Here is a 23478-nt window from a genome sequence, read left to right as displayed (position 1 = left end):
CGGAGACCCCCCAAAGATGCCGTGTCAACTGATCGACTGCCATGACTTCCTCTGACGGGCCAGCCAAGAGCCCTGTCAAACTTTGAAAGGAAAGCACGATGACGAATTCGAAAAATGATGGAGCTTTCCGCCCACAGGCTGTGGTGGCCGGCGACCTTGACGACGCTGGCACGCTTAACGGCCGTGCCGGCGCATCGGTGTTCTCGATCGGCAGCCCCGACGGCCGGGCCGGCATCGCGGGGGCGACCCCCTACGAATTGCTAAGCGCGTCGCTCGCCGCGTGCACGGCGATGACGATACGGCTGCAGGCGCGAAGGCGGAAGATCCCACTTTCCCACCTCGAGGTGGCCGTGTCGTATCACCATGGCGGGGATGGCGGCCGCGACTCCTTCGAGCGCTCCATTAGACTCGAAGGAAACCTTGGTGACGAGGAGCGCGCCCAACTGATGCAGGTCGCGAGCATGTGTCCCGTCGGGCGAACGCTCGGCCTCAGCGCCGACATCCGCACGACCGATAACGTCGGCGTCGTGCCGGCGGCAAGCTATTACGACGACCTGAGCGAGCTTCCGATCCTGAACATCGACCCGGACTAGTACCCGCATGGACACGTCCGTCACTGAAATGCGCAAAAGGAGGACCAGGGCCTGGTTCGAGTCGCTGCGCGACGACATTTGCGCGGCGTTCGAGCGGCTGGAGGACGAGGCGCCCGCCTCGCTTTACCCCGGTCGCGCTGGCCGCTTTGTGCGCACGCCCTGGCTGCGCACCGACCATAGCGGGGCCGCCGGTGGCGGTGGGGTGATGTCGATGCTGCGCGGAAGGCTGTTCGAGAAGGTCGGCGTGCATTGCTCGACGGTGCATGGCGCGCTCTCGCCCGAACTCCGCGCGCAGATAGAGGGCACGGCCGAAGACCCGCGCTTCTGGACCTCCGGCATTTCCCTGATCGCACATATGCGCAACCCACATATGCCGGCGGTGCATATGAACACCCGCTTCGTCGTCACGACAAAATCCTGGTTCGGCGGCGGCTCGGATCTGACGCCGGTGCTGGATCGCCGCCGCACCCAGGTCGATCCGGATGCGATCGCCTTTCACGCGGCAATGAAATCGGCCTGCGACGCGCATGCGGCGGTTGGGTCCTACGACAAATATAAGAAATGGTGCGACGACTATTTCTACCTGCCGCACCAGAAGGAAGCGCGCGGCATCGGCGGCATCTTCTACGACTACTACGATTCCAGCGATTGGGACGCCGACTTCGCCTTCACGCAGGACGTCGGCCGCGCATTCCTGAAGATCTTTCCGGAACTGGTCCGGCGCAACCTTGCTACCCCCTGGACGGCGGCGGACCGCGAGGAGCAACTGATTCGGCGCGGGCGCTATGTCGAGTTCAACCTGCTGCATGACCGCGGTACGCTGTTTGGGTTAAAAACCGGCGGCAATATCGATTCGATCCTGTCGTCGATGCCGCCCGAGGTGAAATGGCCTTGAACCCGACGACCAGACTGCCGCACGCGATGCTGACCGATCTGGAGGACACCATCCTGTCGGCCCATGGCCGGCCGAGATGGCCTAGGGTCGCGAGCGAATTTGCGCCCGAGCTGGCACCGTCTTCGTCGCGAGAGGTCGCATCCGCAATTCTCGCCTTTACGCGAAACTTCTGGTCGATGGCCGAACGTGTGTGGCGGCTCAAGCTTGGCGAGGCGCGGCGTCCCTCCGTCAAAGGCGGCTTTGCCGCGCTCGCGGCAAGCGGCCTCGCCGCACTGTCCGACGATCGTGCGATCGTGCACGGCGATGACGATACGGCTGCTGGTGCGAAGGCGGAGAATCCCGCTTTCCATGTCGCGGTAGCCGCGTCGTAGCGTCATGCCCGGGATGGCGGCCGCGACTCCTTCGGGCGCCCCATAAGGCTCGAAGAAACCCTTGGGGGCGAGGAGCGCGCCCAAATACAGGCCGCGAACACGTTTCCCGTCGGGTCGACGCTCGGCCTCAGCGCCGACATCCGCACGAACGAACGTCGGCGTCGGGCCCGCGGCAAACTATGACGACGACCTGAGCGAGCTTCCGATCCCAAGCATCGACTTCGACTCGCCTGCCGCGAGATAGTCCGCGAGTGCCACGGCGTTGTTACGCTCGGCGTCGTGCGCGCCGAAGAGCAGCGTGACTTTGCCCGCCGATACAAGTTCCGTGAGGTGATCGACGGCGGCGTGATTGGAGCGGAGCTCCTCGAAGTATCGCTTCTGAAACTCACGCCAGCGGTTCGGGATATGGCCAAACCAGGTCCTGAGGCCGGCGCTCGGTGCGATGTCCTTCAGCCACACGTCGACGCTGGCTTGCTCCTTCGTGAGCCCGCGTGGCCAGATGCGGTCGACAAGCACCCTCGTGCCGTCCGAGGCCTGGGGCGGCTCGTAGACGCGCTTGACACTAGGCCGCAGGGGCCGTCGAGACATTGGGTTCTCCAGGCGCCCCTCCCCAAAGAAACGAGGGGGACCTCGCTTCAGCGTGCCTTCGCGGGACTGACCTCGGGAAAATCGATCGGGGTCTGCACCGCATTGTTCATGAAGTTGGTCAACAGGAACTGGGCAGTCAACGCGATCATCTCGACGATGTTTGCATCCGTCCACCCCGCATCCCTGACCGCCGCAAACTGGGCGTCCGAAACTTTACCGCGCGTCTCGATGAGTGCTTTCGCGAAGGCAACCGCAGCCTGGCGCTTGGGATCGCTCGAGCGGCCCTCTCTGTTCAGCTCGATTTCGTCCACGGGGACTTTGGCCAGGTTGGCCGCGGTGAAGCTGTGTGCAGCCAGGCAGTAGTCGCAACCGTCCGCCTCCGACACTGCCAGTGCGATGCCGTCTCTCGTTTTGACGTCCAGCGTCTTCGCAAGCGATCCCATTAGGGCAGCCCAGCCTGAGATCGCGTTCGGGCTGATCGACATGAGACGATGCAGGTTGGGAACGAAGCCCAGTATCTTGTCGATGTTGTCGAGGATAGGCTTGGACCCCGCGAGGGCGTCCTCGCGCTTCGGAATGGCAATACGGGGCACTTGACCTCCTGCTGCAGTTCGCAAACGTTTATCGGGTCCGTGACGATGCAGGCCGTCACCGACGCCAATCATCTCAGCCAGTGGTGGTCACTGGACTGCCTCGAAGATTAGGGCACGTCGCGCCGCGGCGATCATGTTTCTTGATCATGCAATCGATAACAGCAGGTCATAGTTTGAGCACCGACCGGCGCACTGATGTCACGTGTCCCGGACTTCGTTCCCAACTGCGCCGACTCGCCCCGCGGACCGACGTGTACCGGCAGCTCACTCATCTCGCTTTCCAGGTCTAAGAAGCGCTCCCTGTCAGGCTCGAACGTTTACTCCAATTCGGGCTCGGTGAAGCGAGGCATGTGCTGCGGGCAATTCAATCCGGAGCAAGACCACGCGCTCGACCTTCGCTTTGTAGCCAGCCGCCGCGTCAGATCGGCGTCGTCCTTCAACTCTCTCAATTCCACAAGCGCGAAAAGCTTGAGCCGCCAACGGTTCGGGTAGTTCATCAGCAAGCGCGGCACGGTCGTTGGCGCCGGCGTTGCCGATTCCGGTGCACTGCCCATTGCTTGGACGTTCGCGAAGCCGAGCTTCTTGTCGTTGAGCAAGTTGAAGTCGAATCCGGGCGGCCCACCCCTGTGGTGCACGTAAGACCAGGCACTCTTCGAGACAATGGCCGGGTAGAAGCTATCGCGTTCGGGTGGATGAACAATGCGGACTAGCGACTTGGCGGCCTCGTCTCTGTCGCTGCGCTCGGATACGCGTTCGGAAGCACGTCCGCGTCGGCCCTTGCCTCTGTTACTGTTGCCGAGGCATACCGGCACGGTGATCCGCTTCGTTCGAAAGCAGGCCCGATGACCATAACCGTGCGCAATGCATAGAAGAGCGCGAGGCGGCGACAAGAAAGCGGATTTGCATCGCCTGCCGCACGCTAGAGCTTGATACGGCATCGAGTGGAAACAGCCCGAGCGTCGAAGCTGGATCAACTACGCGTTATTATGCGGTGGTCGCCGACGCGGGCGATCTTGGCGTGGTGACCCGTCTCAAGCCGGTCGACGGCACGACGAATCCCACGATCGCCTCGAAAGCCGACGATACTCTCGGGTACAGAGATGTTGTCGACGAAGGCATCGGCATGGCGACCAGGGCAGTGCAGCGGCGCTACCGGCGTCGCTACCGCGATCGCCAATCGGCTCGCAGCTTCCGTCGGAGCAGAGTCCAGGTTGGACGGCGACCTTGTCCTTCAACGTGGCAGCATCGGTTGCGAGGGCCACCAGACGCCTACAAACAGAGAGGGCGTTGGGCTCGAGCGCGCTCATCGAACTCGCATCGACGTGGGGGAGCGTCGGTGGCTCAGAGACCGATTGCGCTCCCCCGCATGGACCGGGGAAGCGCAGTTATTCGGCCAGGAGATCATTCATTGGTGAAGCCTACGACCGGACAATTCACGAGATTCCCCGTCGTCTTCACCGGTCCCCCCGCAGGGCTCACCAGTAAGCCCGACGCACTTTTCGCTTCGAGATCGTCGCCGTCAGTGATCAGTTTCCGTTGATCCTTCGAGATAGCGTCCTTAGTCCACTCGGCCAGACGTACGTCCCACATCGGAGAGTATCCCGCGCTGATCTCCTTGAAGTTCGCGAGGATGTCGAGCGAGGGCCCCTCTCCGTTGAGAGCGCTGTTGAGCCCCTGCCGGTTCGGATCTTTCGCTCCCATCTTGCCGTTCACAATCGTATAAATCACCTCAGTCGCGCCACTCTGAAGAATGTCACTTTCTGCCGGCGCAAAGGTGGAGGACTCGAGGGTCGCCGACTCCTCGGAATTTGCGTCAAAACTAAGATAACGCAGGTGTTTGCCGCTCGCGAAGCCAAACCGGAGTTTCAAGTCAACGGTGCCCTTATCAGGACAGATGCTCGCCACGGAGTCCGTCACGACCGAGTAATCAGGACTACCGTTGCAAAACGCGATTTTCTCGGGTCCGACATTGAACGCGATGACCGGAGCATTAAAGACAAGGTCCTTATTGTTCGTAACCCGAACCAATGGGCTGTAGTGCGCATCCCCGACAGACCCGGCTCGGGCCGTTTTAGGAGGGAACAAATTGGGCGCTTCGCCCGCCACTAACGTCTGGGGCGGTGAGAAATCGATCCGGCCCGATTTGAACGTGAAGTTACCCGAGTCGTCCATCTCCGCAACCCGAGTGCTCGTCAGGTCTTTGGCCTTACTGAGACTCGGCGCCCAAGTGAGCCCCATCTTATTCGAAGTAGCAAAATCGCTCACGTCGGTGAGAACGAACCAAACAGTTTCTCCCGAAGAAAGACGCCCGCGATGGAGCGGCAGCGTCACCACCTCTCGTACGAGGTCCACTTGGCCCGACATAAGGAACTGCTTCGTGATTTTTTTTTCGGCAGTGGCCGCTAGACTCCCTTGAGGTGCCCATAACGACACTACAAAGATCATCATCGATCCACAAATACATCTGCTGAACTTTTTGCTAGGCTTCATGACCCTACCTCTTATCCGCATCTCGCCCGGTTTCACCCACGCAACATTCAAGCCTGGGTTGCCTCTGGTCGTCATTTCTTCAAACCGGGATAGCCTTGCACATAGATCCAGTCGGTCGCCTTGGCTGGGATGTGGCAGCCTAGGCAATCCGAGCGAAAATTCGTTGAGGTCGTTTTCACCGGGTCACGCGCGTCGAACCAAGACCAACCCCAACCATTGCCCCACAGCTTATTATTGGGGTGACTGTCCTTGCTGTCCTTCACCATCATGAACCAGCCTTTGAGACTGTCTTGATGGCTGACCGTCCCAGTCGTCATCTCCGAAGTGGCCGCTCCGTAAACCTCCTTCACCAGGATCGAACCTTCGGGGAATTTGCCCATCGCGCGATAGGCGACCGCAGATCCTGGCGAAGCGTAGACGGCGTGAATCTCCTTAGCACCGTTGTCACCTGCGACAGACCAACTCCCAAGGAATTCGTAGGTGGTTCGGTAGTCCTTTGGGATATGCATGTTGCCTGCCGCATCAACAAGTTGTTCCTGCGCTGGTGCGGGCTGGCTATCCACTGGCTGCGAAGCAAGGCACCCGACGGCCGCGACGATGAAGGACGCCACGGCCGTACCTCTGAGGAATTTCATCACAGTTCCTCCTACTGTTTTACAGTTTGGCCGGGCGGCACCGGCACCTGGTCGAGCAACGCGTAGAACTGTGTCCATACGTCATCCCGTTTCGCACTTGCAATGTGACAGTAGGCGCATTCCTCGATCGGCCGGACTTTGGCGGTGGCCGCCTTGGGTTCATGGTGGTTGAAGTTGTAATAGCCCCAGCCATCGGTCGCCTTATATCTCACGGTGTCCTTGACAGTCACATCCGCCCCGTTGAAGGCGCCCGGGAAGAATCCCTTCCCCGATGGTGCGGTTTTCGAACCGTCCGGATGAGTGGCGGGCTGCATGAGCTGCAGTTCTTTTACGAAGATTGTTCCTTCAGGGAAGACGCCGGTTTTCTTGTAGATCTCGTAAGAACCAGGCTCGATATATACGTTATGAAATTCAGGGAAGTTTGCTTGAGGCGGATTCAAAAAATTGGGCGTCAGTGGCGAACCGACATAAACCCACTCGTGAAAATTCTTTGGCAGAACTAGGTCGCCATCTTTCGTGTATTCGGGAAGATAGCGGCCGGTGGCGTGCCAATCGTCAGGCGGTGGAAGCTGTGGTTGCTGTGCGAAGACTGCGGTTGCCATAGCGCCAGCGCCGAGGACGGCGGCAAGTGCCAATACTGTTCGTCTCATGATCTCTCTCCTCTGACCAGCTGTATGTCACCGAATGAGGCAGTGACGACATTTGTGCGCAGGTGGTCTCGTTAACTACGCACAGGTCAGATTAAACGTGGGTGCCTGTATGCGGAAGCAACGAAGGGGCATGCAATTGATACCCGTCGGGAATGACGTCCTCTCGAACTGTCGATGTTTGGTCATAGGAGGTTCTGGCTCCTCGCGGCTATGCCCATTGAGGCGGCGTCAGTTTTACGGCCGCGATCGCCACGGACAGGCAATACCAATCTCGAGAACCGCCCTCCGATCGACGCTGCTTCGTGCGTCGCTTTGCTGGCTGCGTCACATGCTGGTTTCGATGCTTCGTTTCTGTAACGGCGCTCGATCGGTCATTCGTCCACTCGTCGGGGTCTCGCTTCTGTACGGAATCGGCGCAAGGCCGCCACCCGATGGGATTGAAAGACTATGAAGCTGACCAATCCAATCCGCGCGATTGTCACCTCATCGCGAAGTACGGGATAGCGTGATCCATCGTCCAAAGGCACTTCGTTTCGAGAAGGCCTGATGTCGTGCCCGGACCGACATGTTCTCGCCTCTCAGATTTCTGCAGCGTCGAAGGAGCTCTTTCGGTACACGGGCGCCGATGTTTGGTAACGTGACTTCCGCGCTCGAGGCTGAGAGCGGACGCCTGGGGCTGCCGTCGCTCGATCGCATGGCGGATCAACGCACCACCATCGTGACTGCTCATCGGTTCGCCACCGCGCAAGAGGCGGACCGTATCGTTGTGATGAAAATAGCCGCAGCGTCGAGAGGATTGCATTCGAACCTCACAAGGCAGCCCGATTATCAGTCCTGCAATTAAGCCACTCTCATGGAGGGGACGGCAAAGCCGCCTCGATGATAGTTCCATCGGAATCGGGCGTAGGTTTGCGGAATGGGCCTCAGACGCAGGCCAATTTGAGCTGTCTCAGACGGCGCCCGGCCATAACCGGGGGTCATGCAAATGATAGCTGAGACGCGCGCGAAGTCCTCTGCGTGATGAGCTACGGTCGAGCGATGGTCAGGAGAGATTGAGATGGATGGTCTGGACTCGGCAAGGTGGCAAGCAAGGCATCCGGGACACGGAAGCGTAGGTAATGGACATTTGTGTGTGGATGTAGTGCCGGGACAAGGTGCTTTGACATCGTCCAACCGGATGTTCGCTACGGACGAGAGCAATTGCGCGGCCGAAGTATACGAACGTCATTTTCACGACTCTCTTGAGCGCCTGCACGGGGAGCAGCGTTATCGCGTCTTCACTGACATCGAGCGCATCTCCGGCCGCTTCCCAGCCGCCAAATGGCGCCGGTCTGACGGCACCGTTACGGAGATCACGGTTTGGTGCTCGAATGACTATCTCGGCATGGGACAGCATCCAGAGGTCGTGAGCGCGCTGGCCGCAACGGCTCACCGCTGCGGCGCGGGAGCGGGCGGAACGCGCAACATCGCCGGAAATAATTCACCCTTGGTCGATTTAGAGCGCGAGCTCGCTGATCTGCATGGGAAGGAAGCGAGCCTCGTCTTCACCTCCGGCTACGTATCGAACCAGGCCAGCATCTCGACGATCGGTAAGCTGATCCCGGACTGCGTGGTCTTATCTGATGCATCCAACCACAATTCGATTATCGAAGGCGTCCGTCAATCAAATTGCGCAAAGCGGATTTTCCGCCACAACGATCTCGGTCACCTTGAGGCGCTGCTGCGCGAGGCGGGAAACCGCCCCAAGCTAATCGTGTTCGAGTCCGTGTATTCGATGGATGGCGATGTGGCACCGATCGGCGCCATCTGCGACCTTGCGGACCGGTATGGCGCGATGACCTACCTCGACGAAGTTCACGCTGTGGGCCTCTACGGCGCTCACGGGGGCGGGATCAGCGAGCGTGATGGCGTGATGCACCGCGTGACCGTGATCGAGGGTACCCTCGCCAAAGGATTCGGCTGTGTTGGCGGCTATATCTCAGCGTCGCGATCGATCTGCGACGCTGTGCGCAGCTTCGCGCCTGGATTCATCTTCACGACAGCACTCCCTCCGTCAATTGCCGCCGCAGCCCGTGCGTCAGTTCGTTACCTGAAGCACTCGTCTGCCGAGCGCGAAGCACACCAACGGCAAGCCGCTGCAACGAAGCAGGCGCTCCAAGCCGCCGGGCTTCCGGTCCTCTCGACCGAAACCCACATCGTGCCTGTGATTGTTGGCGACGCGGAATTGTGCAGGGCGGCTACCGATCGCCTTCTAGAGCGCCATGCCATCTATATCCAGCCGATCAACTATCCGACCGTTCCCCGCGGGACGGAGCGGCTTCGCATCACGCCGTCGCCATATCACGGGGATGCCCACATAGCTGAGCTCGCTGCTGCGCTCGCGGAGACCTGGGACACCCTCTCTCTTGCCTGAGAGGCGTGCTTGGGCCCCCATCGCAGCCGCCGCCCCCGGATTCTGCATCAAAAGGCGCGTCGGCTACCCCGGCGGGCGCAGACCAAGCTGGCAAGCCGTCGCGTGTCCCAGGTTACGGCCGAGGCAGCCAAGTTGGGACTATGGACCATCCGACGAAACCGTTGGGGGCATACCCGCCCCTTTTTCAACATAAGGATGTGATGCGCCTCAATCCAGTGGTTCTATCACGCGGCTAGTTTGCATGGGTCATCGCATGGCGCATCTTGCTGACGACGATCACAATCGGGCTCGCATCCTTCGAGTGGGCAGCCCCGAAGAACTGAACTGCCTCATCTTCTTGGGCGGTTCTCCCCAACGGCGCCGCCTTTCTCTCGAACATGCTGATCCACAATCGTTCATTTCGATGAGCACTCCAACCGCGCGTTCGAAAACGATCCGAACGAGACAACGGGCGAGCGAAAATGAAAATGGATATTGCGCAGCGGTGCTATCTCCTGCTCGAGAATCTGTCCGTCGCGCGCGGCGAGCGCGTGGTTTTCGGTGGGGTGTCTTTGCGACTGGGCTCGGGCGAAATCGCCGAAGTGACGGGTCCCAATGGCGTAGGCAAATCCACACTCTTGCGTGCGATCGCCGGTTTCTTGCCGCTGGGATCCGGCCGTATATCATGGGTGGAGTCCGAAGCCACGGATTCGGCGCTTCTGGCGGAGCGCATCCACTACGTAGGCCATCTCGACGGGCTGAAATCGGCGTTGACAGCCCGCGAAAACCTCGACATCGGCCGGGGACTTTTAGGGCGAGGTCGGCTAACCCCGTTAGAGGCGCTGGACCGCATGGAGTTAGCCCACGTTCTCGATCTGCCTGTCGGCTATCTCTCCGCGGGACAGCGCCGCCGCGTCGCATTGGCCCGGCTCCTGACTACCGATCGCCCTCTATGGCTGCTCGACGAACCGCTAACCGCACTCGACCGACATGCACGCGCCTTGCTGAAGGCTGTTGTCGCCGACCATATCGGAAGCGGAGGATTGATGCTCGCCGCAACCCACGAACAACTCGGTCTACCGGGGACAATCCAAGTCAGGCTCGAAGCGAGGTGAAGGTCGTCCCGTTGGGGTCCGGCGCGCACCTCCGTAGCCGCCTGTCTCAAAGTCGGGAGAGAAGAGGTCATGCCGCTCTTTCGATTTCCAAGGAGCTGTCTCGACGCGATTGCGACGCTGGATGGGGGCCATGACCCGTATTCTCCTCCTCGTTTTTCTTCGTGACCTCATGCTGGCGCGCCGCATCGGTGGAGGCGGGGTTCTCGGTCTGGTCTTCTTCCTCAGTCTCGTGACGGTCGTACCTTTCGCGATCGGACCTGACTTGCGCTTGCTGTCGCGCATCGGTCCAGCCATTCTGTGGATAGCGGCGCTCCTCGCGACTCTATTGGGCCTTGACCGTCTGTTCCAGGCGGATCACGAGGACGGTTCGCTGGACCAGATGTTGCTGTCGCCGGCGCCCCTAGAACTCATTGTTCTGTTGAAGTGCGTGGCCCACTGGTCCGTCACGGGGCTGCCCCTCGCTTTGCTCTCGCCTTTGTTTGGCCTGATGTTGGACTTGGACGGCCCGGCGCTCTGGGCGGTGCCAGCGACGTTGTTGGTGGGTACGCCGACTTTCACCTTTCTGGGAGCAATCGGTGCAGCCCTTACCGTCACGCTTCGGCGCGGCGGTCTCTTGTTGTCGATCCTCGTCGTGCCACTAGCCGTACCGGTGCTGATCTTCGGTGTCTCCGCGGCGCAGAGTGGCACAGTGCCCTTTCTGACGCCCTTCCTGATCCTTTGCGCGCTCGGACTCGCATCCGTCGCCCTCGCACCAATCGCCGCAGCCGCAGCACTCCGCGGCGCGGGAGAATGACGAGAGATGCAGAGGAAAGAGTTTGCTCAGGGGGCGCAGCCTTGGAACGACTCCGAACACCTCCGCAGCTAAGACCGCTTGACCATCAGGAAATGCCTACAGCGGAGTATCAGCGTCTAATACAGCCGCGAGCCGATCCCGCTCGGCTTGGCTTAAGGGCGTCGCCGGCGTGGACTGCAGGCGGCGCAAACCGAACAGGAGAGCGATCCCGCCCGCTACGAGCACCAAAGGCGGCATTCCCCAGAGGAAGGCGGTATCCAAATCGAGCGGTGGTTTCAGCAGGATAAAGTTCCCGTAACGCTTCACCAGAAAGGCGCCGACCTGTTCGTCGCTCTCGCCGAGATTAAGGCGTTCGCGCACTAGCAGTCGGAGATCCCGCGCGAGCTCTGCGTTCGAATCGTCGATCGACTGATTTTGGCACACCAGGCAGCGCAGCCCGGCTGAAATAGCCCGCGCGCGCGCCTCAAGTTTTGGGTCGGGCAGGACCTCGTCCGGCTGCACCGCCCTTGCCAAGCTGGGCGCGAGGCCTGCGAGTACGATCGAAAGCAGGAGAATGCGACGAAGCGAAGTCATTCGGCGGGCTCCGGCGCTGCGGGGTTGGCGATGGCGCGGACGCGAGCCGCGCGGCGCGTGAAGCCGATTCTGAAGCGTCTATCGGACAGCGACACGATCCCCCCGAACGCCATAATGACTGCGCCGATCCAGATGGCTGTCACAAGCGGCTTCCAGAACATGCGCGCGTCGATCGAACCATCCGCGTGCTGGTCCCCGAGCGAAATGTAGATCTGGCCAAAACCCAGCGTCACGATGCCTGCCTCCGTGACGGTGGTCTGTCGCGCGGGAAAGCTGCGTTTGGCGGGCTCGACGGTAGCCACGGCGCCGCCGCCCCGGCTGATGACCGTATAGGCTAGGACTTCGGAATAGTTCGGACCCTGCCGCGATCGAAGATTCTCGATGGTGGCTTGATAGGGGCCGAGATCAATCCCCTGGCCTAGCTTGACGGTCGCGATCCGCTCCACACCCCAACCGGTCGCCGCCAAGCCCATGAGTGTCACGCCAAAGCCAGCGTGAACGATCGCCGCCCCCCAGGCGGAGCGCGGTAGCCCGACCGCGCGGGCGAACATCACTCGAGCGGGCTGCCCACGTGCCCAGATACGCGACGCTACATCGGCGAACGAACCAACGATGAGGTAGACGGAGAGACCGAGACCGACCGCGGCGAGGACAGGGCCGCCTTGGATGATAGCAACGAGCACAAGGGCGACAACAAGGCCACCCAAGGCCGCGACCGTCACCCGTTGCGCCGCACCGAGCAGGTCGCCACGCTTCCAGGCGAGCGACTGACCGAGCGGTATCAGGAGCACGATCAGCGCCACTAGCGGACCGAGCGTTAAATTAAAGAACGGTGCGCCGACCGAGATCTTCTCCCCGGTCAGAGCCTCAAGCGCGAGCGGGTAGAGCGTGCCGGTCAAGACCGTAGCACAGCAGGTGGTGAGCAGCAGGTTGTTAACGGCGAGCGCGCTCTCGCGTGACACAGGAGCGAACAGACTACGCTGGCTCAGGGAAGGCGCTCGCCAGGCATAAAGCGCGAGGGAGCCGCCGATGAACACAGTCAGGATGACCAAGATGAATACGCCGCGCGCCGGGTCGCTGGCGAAGGAATGAACGGAGGTCAGCACCCCTGAGCGCACGAGGAATGTGCCGAGCAGCGATAGCGAGAATGTAACTATCGCCAGGAACAGCGTCCAGATCTTGAGGGCTTCGCGCTTCTCCATGACGGCGGCCGAATGCAGAAGCGCTGTACCCGCAAGCCAGGGCATAAGCGACGCGTTCTCGACTGGATCCCAGAACCAGAACCCGCCCCAGCCTAAAGTATAGTAGGCCCAGTACGAGCCCATGGCGATGCCAAGCGTCAGAAAGATCCAGGCAATCAGTACCCAAGGCCGAACGTAGCGAGCCCAAGTGGCGTCTAGTCGGCCGCTTATCAGCGCCGCCACCGCGAACGAGAACACGATCGAGAAACCGACATAACCGAGGTAAAGGAGCGGCGGGTGTATCGCGAGGCCCAGGTCTTGTAGCAGCGGATTGAGGTCCTGGCCTTCAAAAGGCGCCGGAAAGTGTCGCCCGAAGGGATCGGAGGTGAACAGGATGAAGCAGAGGAACGCAAGGGAGATCCAGCCCTGGACTGCTAGCGTATTAGCTCGCAATTCGTTCGCCATGCCGCGCCCGAGAATCGCCACGGTCGCTCCGAAGGCCGCGAGGATCAGAACCCAAAGCAGCATTGATCCCTCATGATTGCCCCAAACGCCCGCGATTTTGTATACAAGTGGTTTGGTCGTGAGCGAGTTCTCGGCGACTGTCACGAGACTGAAGTCGGACACCACATGGGCGTAAGTCAGTGCCGCGAAGGCATAGCCCAGCAAAAGGAACTGGGTGATTGCGGCAGGGACTGCAGTGGATGCGATTCTAGAATCATCACTGCGGGTCCCCCAGAACGGCAGAACTGACTGAAGCAGCGCGACTGCGAGAGCCAAAGCAAGCGCGTAATGTCCGGTTTCGACGATCATCCTTCGGTCCCATCGGCAGCAATGTTTCGTGGAGCGCGGCGCTATTCCGCTCGCGCGGATCTTTCGTTGCTCCAAGCGCCTTGTTGCTTGAGTTTGTCGGCTACGTCCTTGGGCATGTATCGCTCGTCGTGTTTGGCGAGCACGGTATCAGCATGAAAAAGATCCGGTCCCTCCACCGTGCCCTCGGCCACGACGCCCTGTCCTTCGCGGAAGAGATCCGGCAGCAATCCAGTGTAGCTGACCTTGATGTCGTGCTTCAGGTCGGTCACCGCGAAGACGACAGTCGACGATCCATCGCGGGTAAGTGAGCCACGTTTCACCAGGCCGCCGATACGCAGATGTGTTCCTCGCGGCGGCGCCCTTTCGGCCATCTCGGTCGGCCCGTAGAAGAAAACGATACTTTCGCGTAACGCAAACAGGATGAGCCCGACCGCGATGGCCAAAGTGAAGCCTGCTGCGTTGATGATAGCGAGCCGCGCGCCTTTTCTGGTCAAGGTCTATCCCTTCAAACCGAGCTGCCTGACGAGTTCGTCGATGCGTGCCGGCGCTTCCGCATCGTCTGCTAACTGGGAACGTGCGCTTGCGACGGCCGCCTCGGCCTTTTGGCGTTCACCCAATACGTCGTAAGACCTAATCAGTTGCAGCCATCCCTGAAGGTCATGGCCATTCTTCGAGAGATTCTCGGCTAGCCCTCCTACCATCCCGCGGATCGCGTCGCTCCGCTGCTCAGGAGCAAGCGCTGCGATGTCAGACCAAGTTTGGCCGGCGTGGATGTCAGGAACGGCGGCAGCGAGGGTGACGTCACCGCCCCTGCGCCTCGAGGCGATCGGCATGTCAGGCTGGCTGGGAGCGCCGACTTTAAGGTACGACGCGAGCCCGACGAGTGGCAGCACTAGGACGATCGCCAAGGCTGCAACGATGCGTCTTGACTGCCAGCGCCACGACAAACGCGGCCGCACCTCCGACGCCGAGTTAAGTGACACGAGCAGCCGGCGCCCGATCTCGGAACGCGTTGCCACGGCATCCTCGGGTGCTACCAGTCCACAACGGACGTCATCATCGGCCTCAGCCAGAAGGCCTCGGTAGAAGGCGACATCGACATCGTGAGCACCAAGGCCCTCGCACCGCTCAGAGAGCGACCGAGTCAGCGCCAGCACGACCGCGGACGTCATCATTGCAAAGACCGCCCAAAGCACGTTTCAAGGCCTCCGCCCGTTTTTGCCACTGCGTAACGCACCACGTCGTCGGACATTCGCCGCCCTTGACAATCGGACTGCGCCTGAGTGTGCCAATTCCATGGTCTGATCGCTCACTCTTGAATTATTTGAGTCGATGGAATTCCATGCCGCCGAGGCAATAAAACACCTTCTTGCATCCATCGGGCGGGGATGGGGAGCCTGCAAGGCAGTCGTCATGGACGCTCTGCTTCGGCAATTGCGGTCATCAAAGCAGGTCGATTTGCTTCCGAGATGCCACCTACCAGCTTGTAGGCGATTGTGCCATCGCCCTTGATCACGTAAGTCTCGGGGACGCCATAGACGCCGAAATCGATCCCCGTTCGGCCGGACCGGTCAGTGCCAACCTGTGCGAAGGGATTCCGGTTGGCTGTGAGATAGGCTAGCGCGTTTCTGGGATCGTCCTTGTAAACGATGCCAGTAAGCTCCACCCCCCGTCGCTGCAGCGTCCGGTCGCTCGCCAATGCCATCAGGGCCCCGTGTTCTTCCCGGCACTCAGCACACCATGACGCGAACACGTTCACGATGGTCACGTGTCCTCTCCGCAGATCGGCGCTCGACAAGCCTGGTGGACCGGACGTCGAAAGCCCATCGAGGGGCTCCAGCGCAAACTGCGGTGCTGGCTTGCCGATCAGAGCCGAGGGCACGAGCGATGGGTCTCCGGAGCCAAGCCGCACCAAGAGTAATGCCGCAATTCCAAAGAATACCAGAAGCGGGATTATCACTCGCAGGCGCGCCAGTGCGCGTCGAGGGACCGCAACGCTCGCTGGGAAGTGAACCGAGGCTGGGATTTTGCTCATACGCATCTGCGCCGATCCGAGAGTTCAGGTAGTAGACGACGCAAGGTGCGGAGCTGAGCGCGATGGTCGATGAAGACCGCCGCGATCATTCCGGTCAGAACGATGCCCGTCACCAGAAACGCCGCCATGATGACTCCGCCATGCTGCACCATGATCTGCTCAGGACGCTTCGGCGGGCGGCATGCTAGCCATCGCGGATTCGCCCACGGCCGCCAACGTGATTGCAAGGCGCCGGGCGCGGCGTCGCATGATCTCATTACGGATCGCCATTATGTGGAGGGTCGCGAACAAAAGCGTGTATGCGAGCGCCATAGCGATTAGCGGCCATAACATCGAGCCAGCGATCGCCGAGCCTTCCATTCGGAACACCGAAGCGGGCTGGTGGAGAGTATTCCACCAATCAACCGAGAACTTCACGATCGGGATGTTGATGAAGCCCACCAAGGTCATGATCGAGACTGCTCGTCCCGCCCTACTCGGGTCCTCGATCGTTTGCCAGAGCGCAATCAGACCGAGATAGATGAGAAACAGAACCAACACAGAGGTGAGACGAGCGTCCCAGACCCAGTATGTGCCCCACATTGGTTTGCCCCACAGGGCGCCCGTGACGAGGCAGATGAAGGTGAAAGCTGCGCCAAGCGGCGCAGCCGCCTTTTGTGCTGCATCGGCAAGTGGGTGACGCCAAACCAAGGATCCGAGCGCAGACGTCGCCATGAGCGTGTAGGCAAGCATTGCTGTCCAGGCGGCGGGGACGTGGATGTACATGATGCGCGCGGTCTCGCCTTGCTGGTAGTCGGGTGGCGCGTCGAATGTTCCAAAGAGACCAAGCGCGAAGGCGAAGGCTGTCGCCCCCCAAAGCCAAGGCAACAGCTTTGCGGCGATACGCAAGAAATTACCAGGATTGCTGTAGGCGGTGACGCTCAACTTCAACTTTCCGATCTCCTCGAAGCCAGCCCGAAAGCCGGGAATCCGCTCGCTTCCGACTGCGGCTCGAGACGAAGGACTTTGCCATTGGAGCGTCTGCAAGCCGATGAGTATTGCATCACACCAGAGACGATCTCACAAATTACTGTCGGTTATCGTTTCGATGTTCAGTGGGCGCCCAGAGTTTCGACATCTCCATCGCGTGGTGAGGCAGATGACAACACAATCATCGCGGCCGGTGCTCTCGACGACAGCTCGCCGGCGGCTCACGGAAGGTCGTCGGCAAGGCTTTCTCTCGTTGGCTCGAGCAGTTTAGCGTCCTCCACCCTGATCTGCAGGTTCCTTCTGCGTTAGCCTCAATGAGCGTGAGCAACCTCCTTCACGCGCGATGCGTACAATCCCGTAGTCCACCGAAAGAATGCATGTCCAAAGGGAGTTTCTAATTTCGTCGGCGGCGTCCGATCGTGAGGTTCATTTGGCCGCCCGAGCACGCGCGGCCGCTCGACAAGGATGGAAGCTATTGCGCCGAGCCACCGTGCCGCGCGCGGGCAGCACAGGAAGCACAGCAGCCTCAAACGCATACTGCGAATTAGTCAGAGGATCCCGTCGCCGCCGGATAGAGGAAATGTCCCGTAACTATCTATCCGACAACTATCTATCATAGTCCTGAATTCAGACGCGATTCGCATCGCGGCGGCCTTGCCTACTGCGGCTGCCGTCACCATGCGCCGTATCTTCAATCTGAGTTCTGTCCATCACCCTCGGATTTTGCTGGGCAGTATCCATGCACTTGGCGAAAGGCTCGGAGAAAGCTGCTGCGGCTCCCATAACCGACCGCCCGCGCGATTTGCTCGACAGAAGATGTCTTCGCGGCGAGCATATCGGCTGCACGCTTCATCCGAATTTGCCGGAGCGCGACCATTGGCGAACATCCTATCGCGCGCACAAAGCGCGCCATGAATGCGGATCGGCTCAAGCCGGCCTTCTGCGCCAAGGCCACGACGGAGTGATCGGCCGATGGTCGCGCCAACATATCGGCAAACGCAACAGCGATTTGACGGTCACTCAGAATAGAAAAGCGTTCGAGCCAAACGCTCGTCGACTTTAGGCTCCGACGGACCAGCGTGACGAGCACCTGCTTCAGGATGGCGGTCGTCATCGCCTGCATTCCAACCTGCCGGCCGCTGATTTCTGCCAACGCAGCCTGCAACTTTGACCCCAGTTCATCTTCGGGTTCGAAGCGCTCGACAATCGGCGTGGAAAGGCCCGCAAAGAGGTCGATCGACGAACCGAAAGTGGCGCGAAAGTACCCGCAGATCAGCATGACCATTGGGTCGACGTCCCCGGCGACAAATCGTTGAATACGCTCGCCGAAGCGCGGATCCCATTGCGCTTCAACCACATTCACTGTCGTGGCCGCTGTGCGGTCATCGACTTCGATGTGAAACGGCTTCTTGGCCGGTGTGATGACAAGTGTGTGAGGTAACAGAGGAAATGCGGAGAAGCCACCCACTACCATTCGTCCGGTCCCGGAAAGATTGTAGTGGATAGCCGGCGCGACCGCACTCCCGAATGACAGGCGCCAACCTGGACTGATCAAACACTCGATGAGCCCAATGACGTCGACATCCAAGGTTGCCATCAGCACATCGAGATCGGATCGAGGCAATGCAAGATCTGGACTATCGGACATGTGTTTCGGACCCTCGGGTTGAGCTGGTGTCCTAGTCTTGAGACAGGACAATTGCAAATCTTGGTGCTCCTTCATGGCTAGGACCGTGGGCATTTGCTCGCCATGACTGGCGGCCTGGGCGGAGGCTGGGAACCTCTTTTACAAGCGTGAGCGCGCCGCGCTTCCCACGGCCTCCATTCCAACCGTCCAGAACCGAGACGTTAGGAGATCCCTAAATGAGCAGAAAACACTTGATGAAAAGATGGCAGAGCCGATCCCGATGCGAACCCTGACATTTAACTGTCTCGCCTACAACCGCGACGTTAATAGCAAACACCATCGGTGAGAACACTCGCTGCAAGACGCGAGTCGACAATTCCGAGCGGACGCACAATATCTGCTTCCGCGGAAGCTCCGCGACAGACCGCTTGGCCATCGATGCGTACTATGGCAACGAACTGGAACGCGCCGAACCGCGGCAAATCTTTCGAGTATGAATATGCAACTCCAGCTTTATCAGGTGCGATATTTTCTAGCCCTAGCAAGGACGCTCAATTTTACGCGGGCCGCGGAGCAGTGCAATGTGACCCAGCCGGCGCTGACAAAGGCGATACAAAAGTTCGAGCAAGAACTCGGTGGCGCGTTGATTCATCGTGAACGTCACCTCACCCAGCTCACCGAGCTGGGCAAGATGATTTTGCCCACGCTGGAGAAAATATTTGCTGCCGCGGAGGCCGTACGGCTTCAGGCGCGAGGCTATCAAAAGAAAACAATCGCCCCGCTCAAGATCGGGCTGGTGCCGTCCGTCTCCGCCGCGCTCATTACGGAATTGCTCCTGGAGCTCGCCAGGATCATGCCGGACCTTCGGGTCGATCTGCGCGAGGCGGATGCCAACGGGCTCGTTGCGATGCTTTTGGATGGCGAGATCAATGCTGCACTCGTCGGTGACGCCGTGGAGCTACCTGAACGTATCGACCGCTGGCCGCTCTTCGAGGAGCGGTGCGTGCTCGTTCTATCTCGGAAACATCCGATGGCGGGGCGAACCGTTATCCCGCTCCAAGACTTGCATGAGGTGGTATTTCTCGAAAGACTCGGATGCGACGTCGCAGGCCGATTCAAGCACGCTTGTTTTGCTGACCATCCGGGCCCTAAAGTTGTGCACAGGAGCGATCAGGAAGGGCATCTTCAGCAGATGGCATCCGCTGGTTTTGGAGCCATCTTGGCGCCAGAGCACGCTCCCAGACTGCCGTCGCTCACCGCTATTCCAATTGAGGGCGACCCCGTCCGGCGAGAGGTGCGGCTTTTGGCCGTGGCGGGGAGGCAGTATTCGCCGGCGCTCGACGCCTTTATCAAAGTTGCTCGTGTTCGCGACTGGACGAGTGCGCTGGACGAACTCCGCCACTCGTCTGCCCCTGCCTCGAACAACGACAATGTTCGCAACGATGACGCACAAGGTGCAGGCTCCTTGATCCAAATCACGGGCCCCCGTCACTCGTCTCATTTCCAGTGCGACTCTAAGGGCGAGGCTTAGGCCCATCCAATTCGGACAGGGCAGCAAGCATGGTTTCGGTCTTCGCTCCCGTGATGGAGTCCGGCCCGACACACGCTCGACGGATGATCCCTCGTTGGTCGAGGACATAGGTGGCCGGCGTTGGCAACATGGAAAAGGGGAAGCCATGGGAAGCGCAGAGATCAACGCCGCGCCGCAAGAGACGGCTCTCTATCTCCGCCGGCACCACGGACACCAGGCCGAACGAAAGACTCACCCCAAGATCTAGGTCTGAAAGGATTTCCAGATCCAGTCGGCGATCGCGTTTGATATTGCGTAGCAAGTCTCCAGACTCGGGCGTTATGGCAATTGCTCTGGCGCCGGCAGCGCGGATACTAGGGGTGGCCTCATGAAGAGCGCGTAGACCAGCTGCGCACAATGGGGACCAAGTCCCGTAAACGAAGGTGACGATCAGTGGTGCAGTTTGCCGCAATTGCATAGATGAAACGAGCTTTCCATTTACCTCGGGGAGAAGGAAATCGGGGGCAAGTTCGTTCGCCTTCAGGGCGCCGTCAGGAACGCCCGCCTCTCGTAGCCACGATGAAAGCAGCCGGTCGGTTCGGATGTCTAGTATGCGAAAGCCACTCCAGGTCTCCGCGATGGGTTTGATCGGCGTATTAACTGGGCGCCCCTTCGAAACTTCGTCGTCCATTCTGGTTCTCCCCCAAGGCGCCCCTCGCGCCACCTGTCCGCTTATGTTTCTTGCATGGTGGCCGTGCGTTCTAAAAAACGATAATTCAACTTTGGAATGTTAGTCGTTGACGAATAATCGTTGGGAATAGTCGGCGGCCCCAAATATCGGGATGTGCCGCGGGCAAACGAAGCACCAGGCGCCGCTTCCGCAGAAGACGCCGCGAGCGATGCCTCTCATAGTCACCACGCCCGTGCACCCGCGTACCGAGCGACAGCATGAGGCATACGCCAACCATGGAGCGGAACGAACTGATACGAGCGGCGTGGTAGCGATCAGAATGCGCGGCATGTCGCCGCAGCATGATCATGGCGAACATCTGTTGTTGCTGATAGCGCATGCGCGCGATCTAATCGATCACGGACAATTCGCATTGCGGACCGCGCGAAGATTCCGGCTCTTCACCAGAGCAAAACACGCACACCGCCCTGTTGGGCCACTCCAGCCGTCGCTTCGACGATACCCAACGCGCGCGTCAATCGGCATTCAAAATTTGGGCGCCGACCCCAGCTTTGGGGGCAATATTGGGCTTTAACTCAGCTTTGATGCAGTTTGAATTCGCGTAGTGCATTTTCGGAGAGACTCAACGCCATACAACAATCGTTTAAGCGCTCTAGTCTGGTGCTGAGTGGTTTTGTTGTCGAAAGTACTCAACAAGATGCCGATCGGGCCATTTATCACGGTCCGCCCTTGGAGATTTCGGTCGTGCGGCACGGTTCCCTGGTGGGTGCACAACCATTACCGCCGCCATGTGACTGATCCGCCGCTGTGGGGACGAAATGTTCAGCTCGTGGTCACTGCCCGGCGCTTCCGCTGCGACGCCCCTTCGCCGACGACGTATTGGCTCCATGTACAGGCGCGGAAAACTCGATTTGCTTCAGGTCAGACTAATCGGCACGGGATAAGCGGAGCTGCACCAAAAATGCGTCAGAACCAATATTGCAGGCCGAATAACGGGCGGTGGAAGAACAGTCGTTGCGGGCAGGACTGGCAGGACCAGCCTTCCGGCCTGTCAGGCGCGTTGTAGCATGCACGCGACGTTGAGGGAGACCTCATCAAATTGGGTCCGCGCGCGTGACGTTTCAGAAATCAGAATCGGCGAAGTGACGTCCCGCGCCAACTAAGTCGAAACCGGGATATCCAAAAGTCGCAGCCCTGCTCTGCCAAAGTCTAACCCCGTTTCGCCCTTCCTGTCAGACGCGCAAATGCGAGTGCAATTGAGGACTTGCGTATCGCAGGGCAGGCTCACCACGCATCGCTTGTAGCAGCTTTCGGGCGAAGGAAGCTGCCGCTTGGCCCGACGCGGGCCCTACTAGCCCCAGCACGGGCACCACGATCGCGACAACGGAATGGATGAACGCAATCCTGTATAGGAACCCGGAGTTCGACCCCATGCGTCTAGCCGATGACGATCAGTTGACAGCACGACTCCAATTCAAGCGAACGGGAGAAGCGATGGCAGAAGGCCGCCCACTACTTTTGCCCTTCAAGCTGCGAGCCGAGCTCCGGCAAGTCCGTTTACGCAAGAATTTTTCGAAGCCACGCGATTCGCGGCATGGCCCTGAAGATCTGCAGCAACTTTCGGGATCGCAAGTGTCGCCTCCGATAACTCGATCCCCGATCATTGGAGGCGACCATGACTCCTCCGCTTTCGATCCAGCTCGCCAATTGAATGGTGACGTCGCAGCGAACGCGATCCATCCCGTCGTGGAAATCTCTCCTTCCGAGGCTGTGGCACGCCTCACCGTAACAGGGCACGGCATGGCCGCCGAATCTGTGCGATCCACCAGCCGAGGCAAAATCCAACATCATTATCGGGCTCGAATGCATATGCTCGTGATGTACGAGAAGGGGGAGCGCCGCGACGGAGAGACATTTGTGGAAGGTTTGCCGCGATCATCGCTCCGGAACCTTGAGCGGAAGCTGACATTCGTGCCGGCTGGCCGCGAATTTCACGATTGGCACGAGCCGCAGGGGTCGCACATGCGGCTCATGTACTTCTACTTCGAACCTGAGAAGCTGAATGCTCTTTCTAAGCGTGGGATCACCGACCTACCGGACGCTCCACGCCTTCTATTCGAAGACGAAACGTTGTGGCACACCGCACTCAAGCTGAAGACGTTCGTCGAGAGCCCCGCGGGAGACCCGATCTACTTCGGGAGTCTCGGTACTCTGCTCATACATGAAGTTGCGCGTTTCACTTGCGGGATGCCCAGCGTTCAACCTCAACTCCAAGGTGGCCTTGCACCGTGGCAGCAACGAATCGTCACCGCCTATATCCAGGAACATCTCAATGAGCGGATACCGATTTGCACGCTGGCGAAGCTCGCGCGTCTGAGCCCGTATCATTTCTGCCGGGTATTCAAGCGATCGCTCGGAATGCCGCCACATCGATACCAGACCAACCGTCGTGTTGAGTACGCCAAGTTACTGCTGGCAAACCGAGCAGGCTCGATGACGGAAATCGGTCGGGCGGTAGGCTTCGGCAGTCCCAACGCGTTCGCCACGGCGTTCCGGAAGGCGACGGGAATTACCCCCACGGATTACCGCCGAAGCGTGGCTCCTCTCATGACATATGAATGACCTGCGACGTCGCGACCAACTTTTGCTATTCGGAAGGTGGAGGCATCTCGGCCTCGCATTGCGATGAGGACGATCAGGCTTTCGATGCCCGCGAAGAAAGCAGCTCGCGAGCCTGAAGAAGACATCATCTACAAGTGATGGCTCTAGCGGAATCCGTTCTCGCAACCGTAGCGGTGAGCACGGTATCGCACGTAAACGGATCATTTCGGTCTTTAAACCGCCGAACCTATTAACACACGGCAAATCGGAGATCTGGCCAACTCGGTGCTCCCATCGCTCGCCGGCGACCGGCTAAGACTGATTTTGCATCTTGGCTCCGCGGGCGGCAAGGCTCTTAGCGAA

25 protein-coding genes are annotated in these 23478 nt (G+C 59.9%); 10 read left to right on the top strand and 15 right to left on the bottom strand.

Annotated elements, in window-relative coordinates; translation table 11 throughout:
• Positions 1-98: 98 nt before the first annotated feature.
• The 3 genes from OWC48_RS15480 to OWC48_RS15470 are packed head-to-tail and all read left to right on the top strand — an operon-like array spanning position 99 to position 1859.
• Positions 99-593 carry an OsmC family protein gene (locus OWC48_RS15480; RefSeq protein ID WP_282520760.1) on the top strand — a complete coding sequence of 165 codons (495 nt, stop codon included), beginning with the start codon at positions 99-101 and terminating at the stop codon, positions 591-593.
• A 7-nt stretch (positions 594-600) separates the two neighbouring features.
• Complete coding sequence (hemF, locus tag OWC48_RS15475; RefSeq protein ID WP_282520759.1) at positions 601-1488, top strand: oxygen-dependent coproporphyrinogen oxidase; 888 nt, start codon at positions 601-603, stop codon at positions 1486-1488.
• The gene (locus OWC48_RS15470) at positions 1485-1859 is read left to right on the top strand and encodes a hypothetical protein (RefSeq protein WP_306664321.1); all 375 of its coding nucleotides are present in this window, start codon (positions 1485-1487) and stop codon (positions 1857-1859) included. The genes hemF and OWC48_RS15470 overlap by 4 nt, the downstream gene beginning before the upstream one ends.
• 177 nt (positions 1860-2036) lie before the next feature.
• Here OWC48_RS15470 and OWC48_RS15465 read toward each other — a convergent pair whose 3' ends face one another.
• From OWC48_RS15465 to OWC48_RS15440, 6 genes are all read right to left on the bottom strand, one after another.
• The gene (locus tag OWC48_RS15465; protein WP_282520758.1) at positions 2037-2447 is read right to left on the bottom strand and encodes a DUF488 domain-containing protein; all 411 of its coding nucleotides are present in this window, start codon (positions 2445-2447) and stop codon (positions 2037-2039) included.
• A gap of 47 nt (positions 2448-2494) precedes the next feature.
• Positions 2495-3040 carry a carboxymuconolactone decarboxylase family protein gene (locus OWC48_RS15460; protein WP_282520757.1) on the bottom strand — a complete coding sequence of 182 codons (546 nt, stop codon included), beginning with the start codon at positions 3038-3040 and terminating at the stop codon, positions 2495-2497.
• A gap of 317 nt (positions 3041-3357) precedes the next feature.
• The gene (locus OWC48_RS15455) at positions 3358-3636 is read right to left on the bottom strand and encodes a hypothetical protein (RefSeq protein WP_282520756.1); all 279 of its coding nucleotides are present in this window, start codon (positions 3634-3636) and stop codon (positions 3358-3360) included.
• An 805-nt stretch (positions 3637-4441) separates the two neighbouring features.
• Positions 4442-5530, bottom strand: a complete 1089-nt coding sequence (locus OWC48_RS15450) for a hypothetical protein (protein ID WP_282520755.1) — start codon at positions 5528-5530, stop codon at positions 4442-4444.
• A gap of 71 nt (positions 5531-5601) precedes the next feature.
• Positions 5602-6165, bottom strand: coding sequence for a cytochrome P460 family protein (locus OWC48_RS15445; RefSeq protein WP_282520754.1), 564 nt, complete (start codon positions 6163-6165; stop codon positions 5602-5604).
• An 11-nt stretch (positions 6166-6176) separates the two neighbouring features.
• On the bottom strand, positions 6177-6815 hold the full coding sequence (locus OWC48_RS15440; protein ID WP_282520753.1) for a cytochrome P460 family protein: 639 nt from the start codon (positions 6813-6815) through the stop codon (positions 6177-6179).
• 625 nt (positions 6816-7440) lie between these two features.
• Between OWC48_RS15440 and OWC48_RS15435 the strand changes: the two genes are divergently transcribed.
• From OWC48_RS15435 to ccmB, 4 genes are all read left to right on the top strand, one after another.
• Positions 7441-7659 (top strand): hypothetical protein, encoded by a 219-nt coding sequence (locus OWC48_RS15435; protein WP_282520752.1) that lies wholly within the window; start codon positions 7441-7443, stop codon positions 7657-7659.
• A gap of 333 nt (positions 7660-7992) precedes the next feature.
• Positions 7993-9228 (top strand): 5-aminolevulinate synthase, encoded by a 1236-nt coding sequence (hemA, locus tag OWC48_RS15430; RefSeq protein WP_282520884.1) that lies wholly within the window; start codon positions 7993-7995, stop codon positions 9226-9228.
• 467 nt (positions 9229-9695) lie between these two features.
• Entirely contained in the window at positions 9696-10322 is a 627-nt protein-coding gene (ccmA, locus tag OWC48_RS15425; RefSeq protein WP_282520883.1) for a heme ABC exporter ATP-binding protein CcmA, read from the top strand.
• A 130-nt stretch (positions 10323-10452) separates the two neighbouring features.
• The gene (gene ccmB / locus OWC48_RS15420) at positions 10453-11115 is read left to right on the top strand and encodes a heme exporter protein CcmB (protein ID WP_282520751.1); all 663 of its coding nucleotides are present in this window, start codon (positions 10453-10455) and stop codon (positions 11113-11115) included.
• Positions 11116-11211: 96 nt separating this feature from the next.
• Here the strand turns inward: ccmB and OWC48_RS15415 are convergent, their stop codons facing one another.
• From OWC48_RS15415 to OWC48_RS15380, 8 genes are all read right to left on the bottom strand, one after another.
• Positions 11212-11688: a cytochrome c-type biogenesis protein gene (locus OWC48_RS15415; protein WP_282520750.1), complete on the bottom strand. Its 477-nt coding sequence runs from the start codon at positions 11686-11688 to the stop codon at positions 11212-11214.
• Positions 11685-13682, bottom strand: coding sequence for a heme lyase CcmF/NrfE family subunit (locus OWC48_RS15410; RefSeq protein WP_282520749.1), 1998 nt, complete (start codon positions 13680-13682; stop codon positions 11685-11687). Before OWC48_RS15410 ends, OWC48_RS15415 begins: the two co-directional genes overlap by 4 nt.
• A 41-nt stretch (positions 13683-13723) precedes the next feature.
• Entirely contained in the window at positions 13724-14176 is a 453-nt protein-coding gene (gene ccmE / locus OWC48_RS15405) for a cytochrome c maturation protein CcmE (RefSeq protein WP_282520748.1), read from the bottom strand.
• A gap of 3 nt (positions 14177-14179) precedes the next feature.
• Positions 14180-14878: a c-type cytochrome biogenesis protein CcmI gene (ccmI, locus tag OWC48_RS15400; RefSeq protein ID WP_282520747.1), complete on the bottom strand. Its 699-nt coding sequence runs from the start codon at positions 14876-14878 to the stop codon at positions 14180-14182.
• A gap of 215 nt (positions 14879-15093) precedes the next feature.
• Positions 15094-15717 carry a DsbE family thiol:disulfide interchange protein gene (locus OWC48_RS15395; RefSeq protein WP_282520746.1) on the bottom strand — a complete coding sequence of 208 codons (624 nt, stop codon included), beginning with the start codon at positions 15715-15717 and terminating at the stop codon, positions 15094-15096.
• Positions 15714-15869, bottom strand: a complete 156-nt coding sequence (gene ccmD / locus OWC48_RS15390; protein WP_282520745.1) for a heme exporter protein CcmD — start codon at positions 15867-15869, stop codon at positions 15714-15716. Before ccmD ends, OWC48_RS15395 begins: the two co-directional genes overlap by 4 nt.
• A gap of 7 nt (positions 15870-15876) precedes the next feature.
• Complete coding sequence (locus OWC48_RS15385) at positions 15877-16647, bottom strand: heme ABC transporter permease (RefSeq protein ID WP_282520744.1); 771 nt, start codon at positions 16645-16647, stop codon at positions 15877-15879.
• A gap of 730 nt (positions 16648-17377) precedes the next feature.
• The gene (locus OWC48_RS15380) at positions 17378-18334 is read right to left on the bottom strand and encodes an AraC family transcriptional regulator (protein ID WP_282520743.1); all 957 of its coding nucleotides are present in this window, start codon (positions 18332-18334) and stop codon (positions 17378-17380) included.
• Between the two features lie 478 nt (positions 18335-18812).
• Between OWC48_RS15380 and OWC48_RS15375 the strand changes: the two genes are divergently transcribed.
• On the top strand, positions 18813-19844 hold the full coding sequence (locus OWC48_RS15375) for a LysR family transcriptional regulator (RefSeq protein WP_282520742.1): 1032 nt from the start codon (positions 18813-18815) through the stop codon (positions 19842-19844).
• On the opposite strand, the gene OWC48_RS15370 is transcribed toward OWC48_RS15375, so the two are convergent.
• Positions 19828-20514: a redoxin domain-containing protein gene (locus OWC48_RS15370; protein ID WP_282520741.1), complete on the bottom strand. Its 687-nt coding sequence runs from the start codon at positions 20512-20514 to the stop codon at positions 19828-19830. The two genes, OWC48_RS15375 and OWC48_RS15370, sit on opposite strands and share 17 nt — an antisense overlap.
• Positions 20515-21211: 697 nt before the next feature.
• On the opposite strand from OWC48_RS15370, the gene OWC48_RS47145 reads away from it, so the two are divergent.
• On the top strand, positions 21212-21580 hold the full coding sequence (locus tag OWC48_RS47145; RefSeq protein WP_368860662.1) for a transposase family protein: 369 nt from the start codon (positions 21212-21214) through the stop codon (positions 21578-21580).
• Positions 21581-21906: 326 nt separating this feature from the next.
• The gene (locus tag OWC48_RS15365) at positions 21907-23136 is read left to right on the top strand and encodes an AraC family transcriptional regulator (protein WP_282520740.1); all 1230 of its coding nucleotides are present in this window, start codon (positions 21907-21909) and stop codon (positions 23134-23136) included.
• Positions 23137-23478 lie beyond the last annotated feature (342 nt).

Source organism: Bradyrhizobium sp. Arg816 (genome assembly GCF_029989365.1).
Lineage (GTDB): Bacteria > Pseudomonadota > Alphaproteobacteria > Rhizobiales > Xanthobacteraceae > Bradyrhizobium.
The sequence above is the reverse complement of the archived record's forward strand: the minus strand, read 5'-3'. Positions and strand labels throughout refer to the sequence as shown.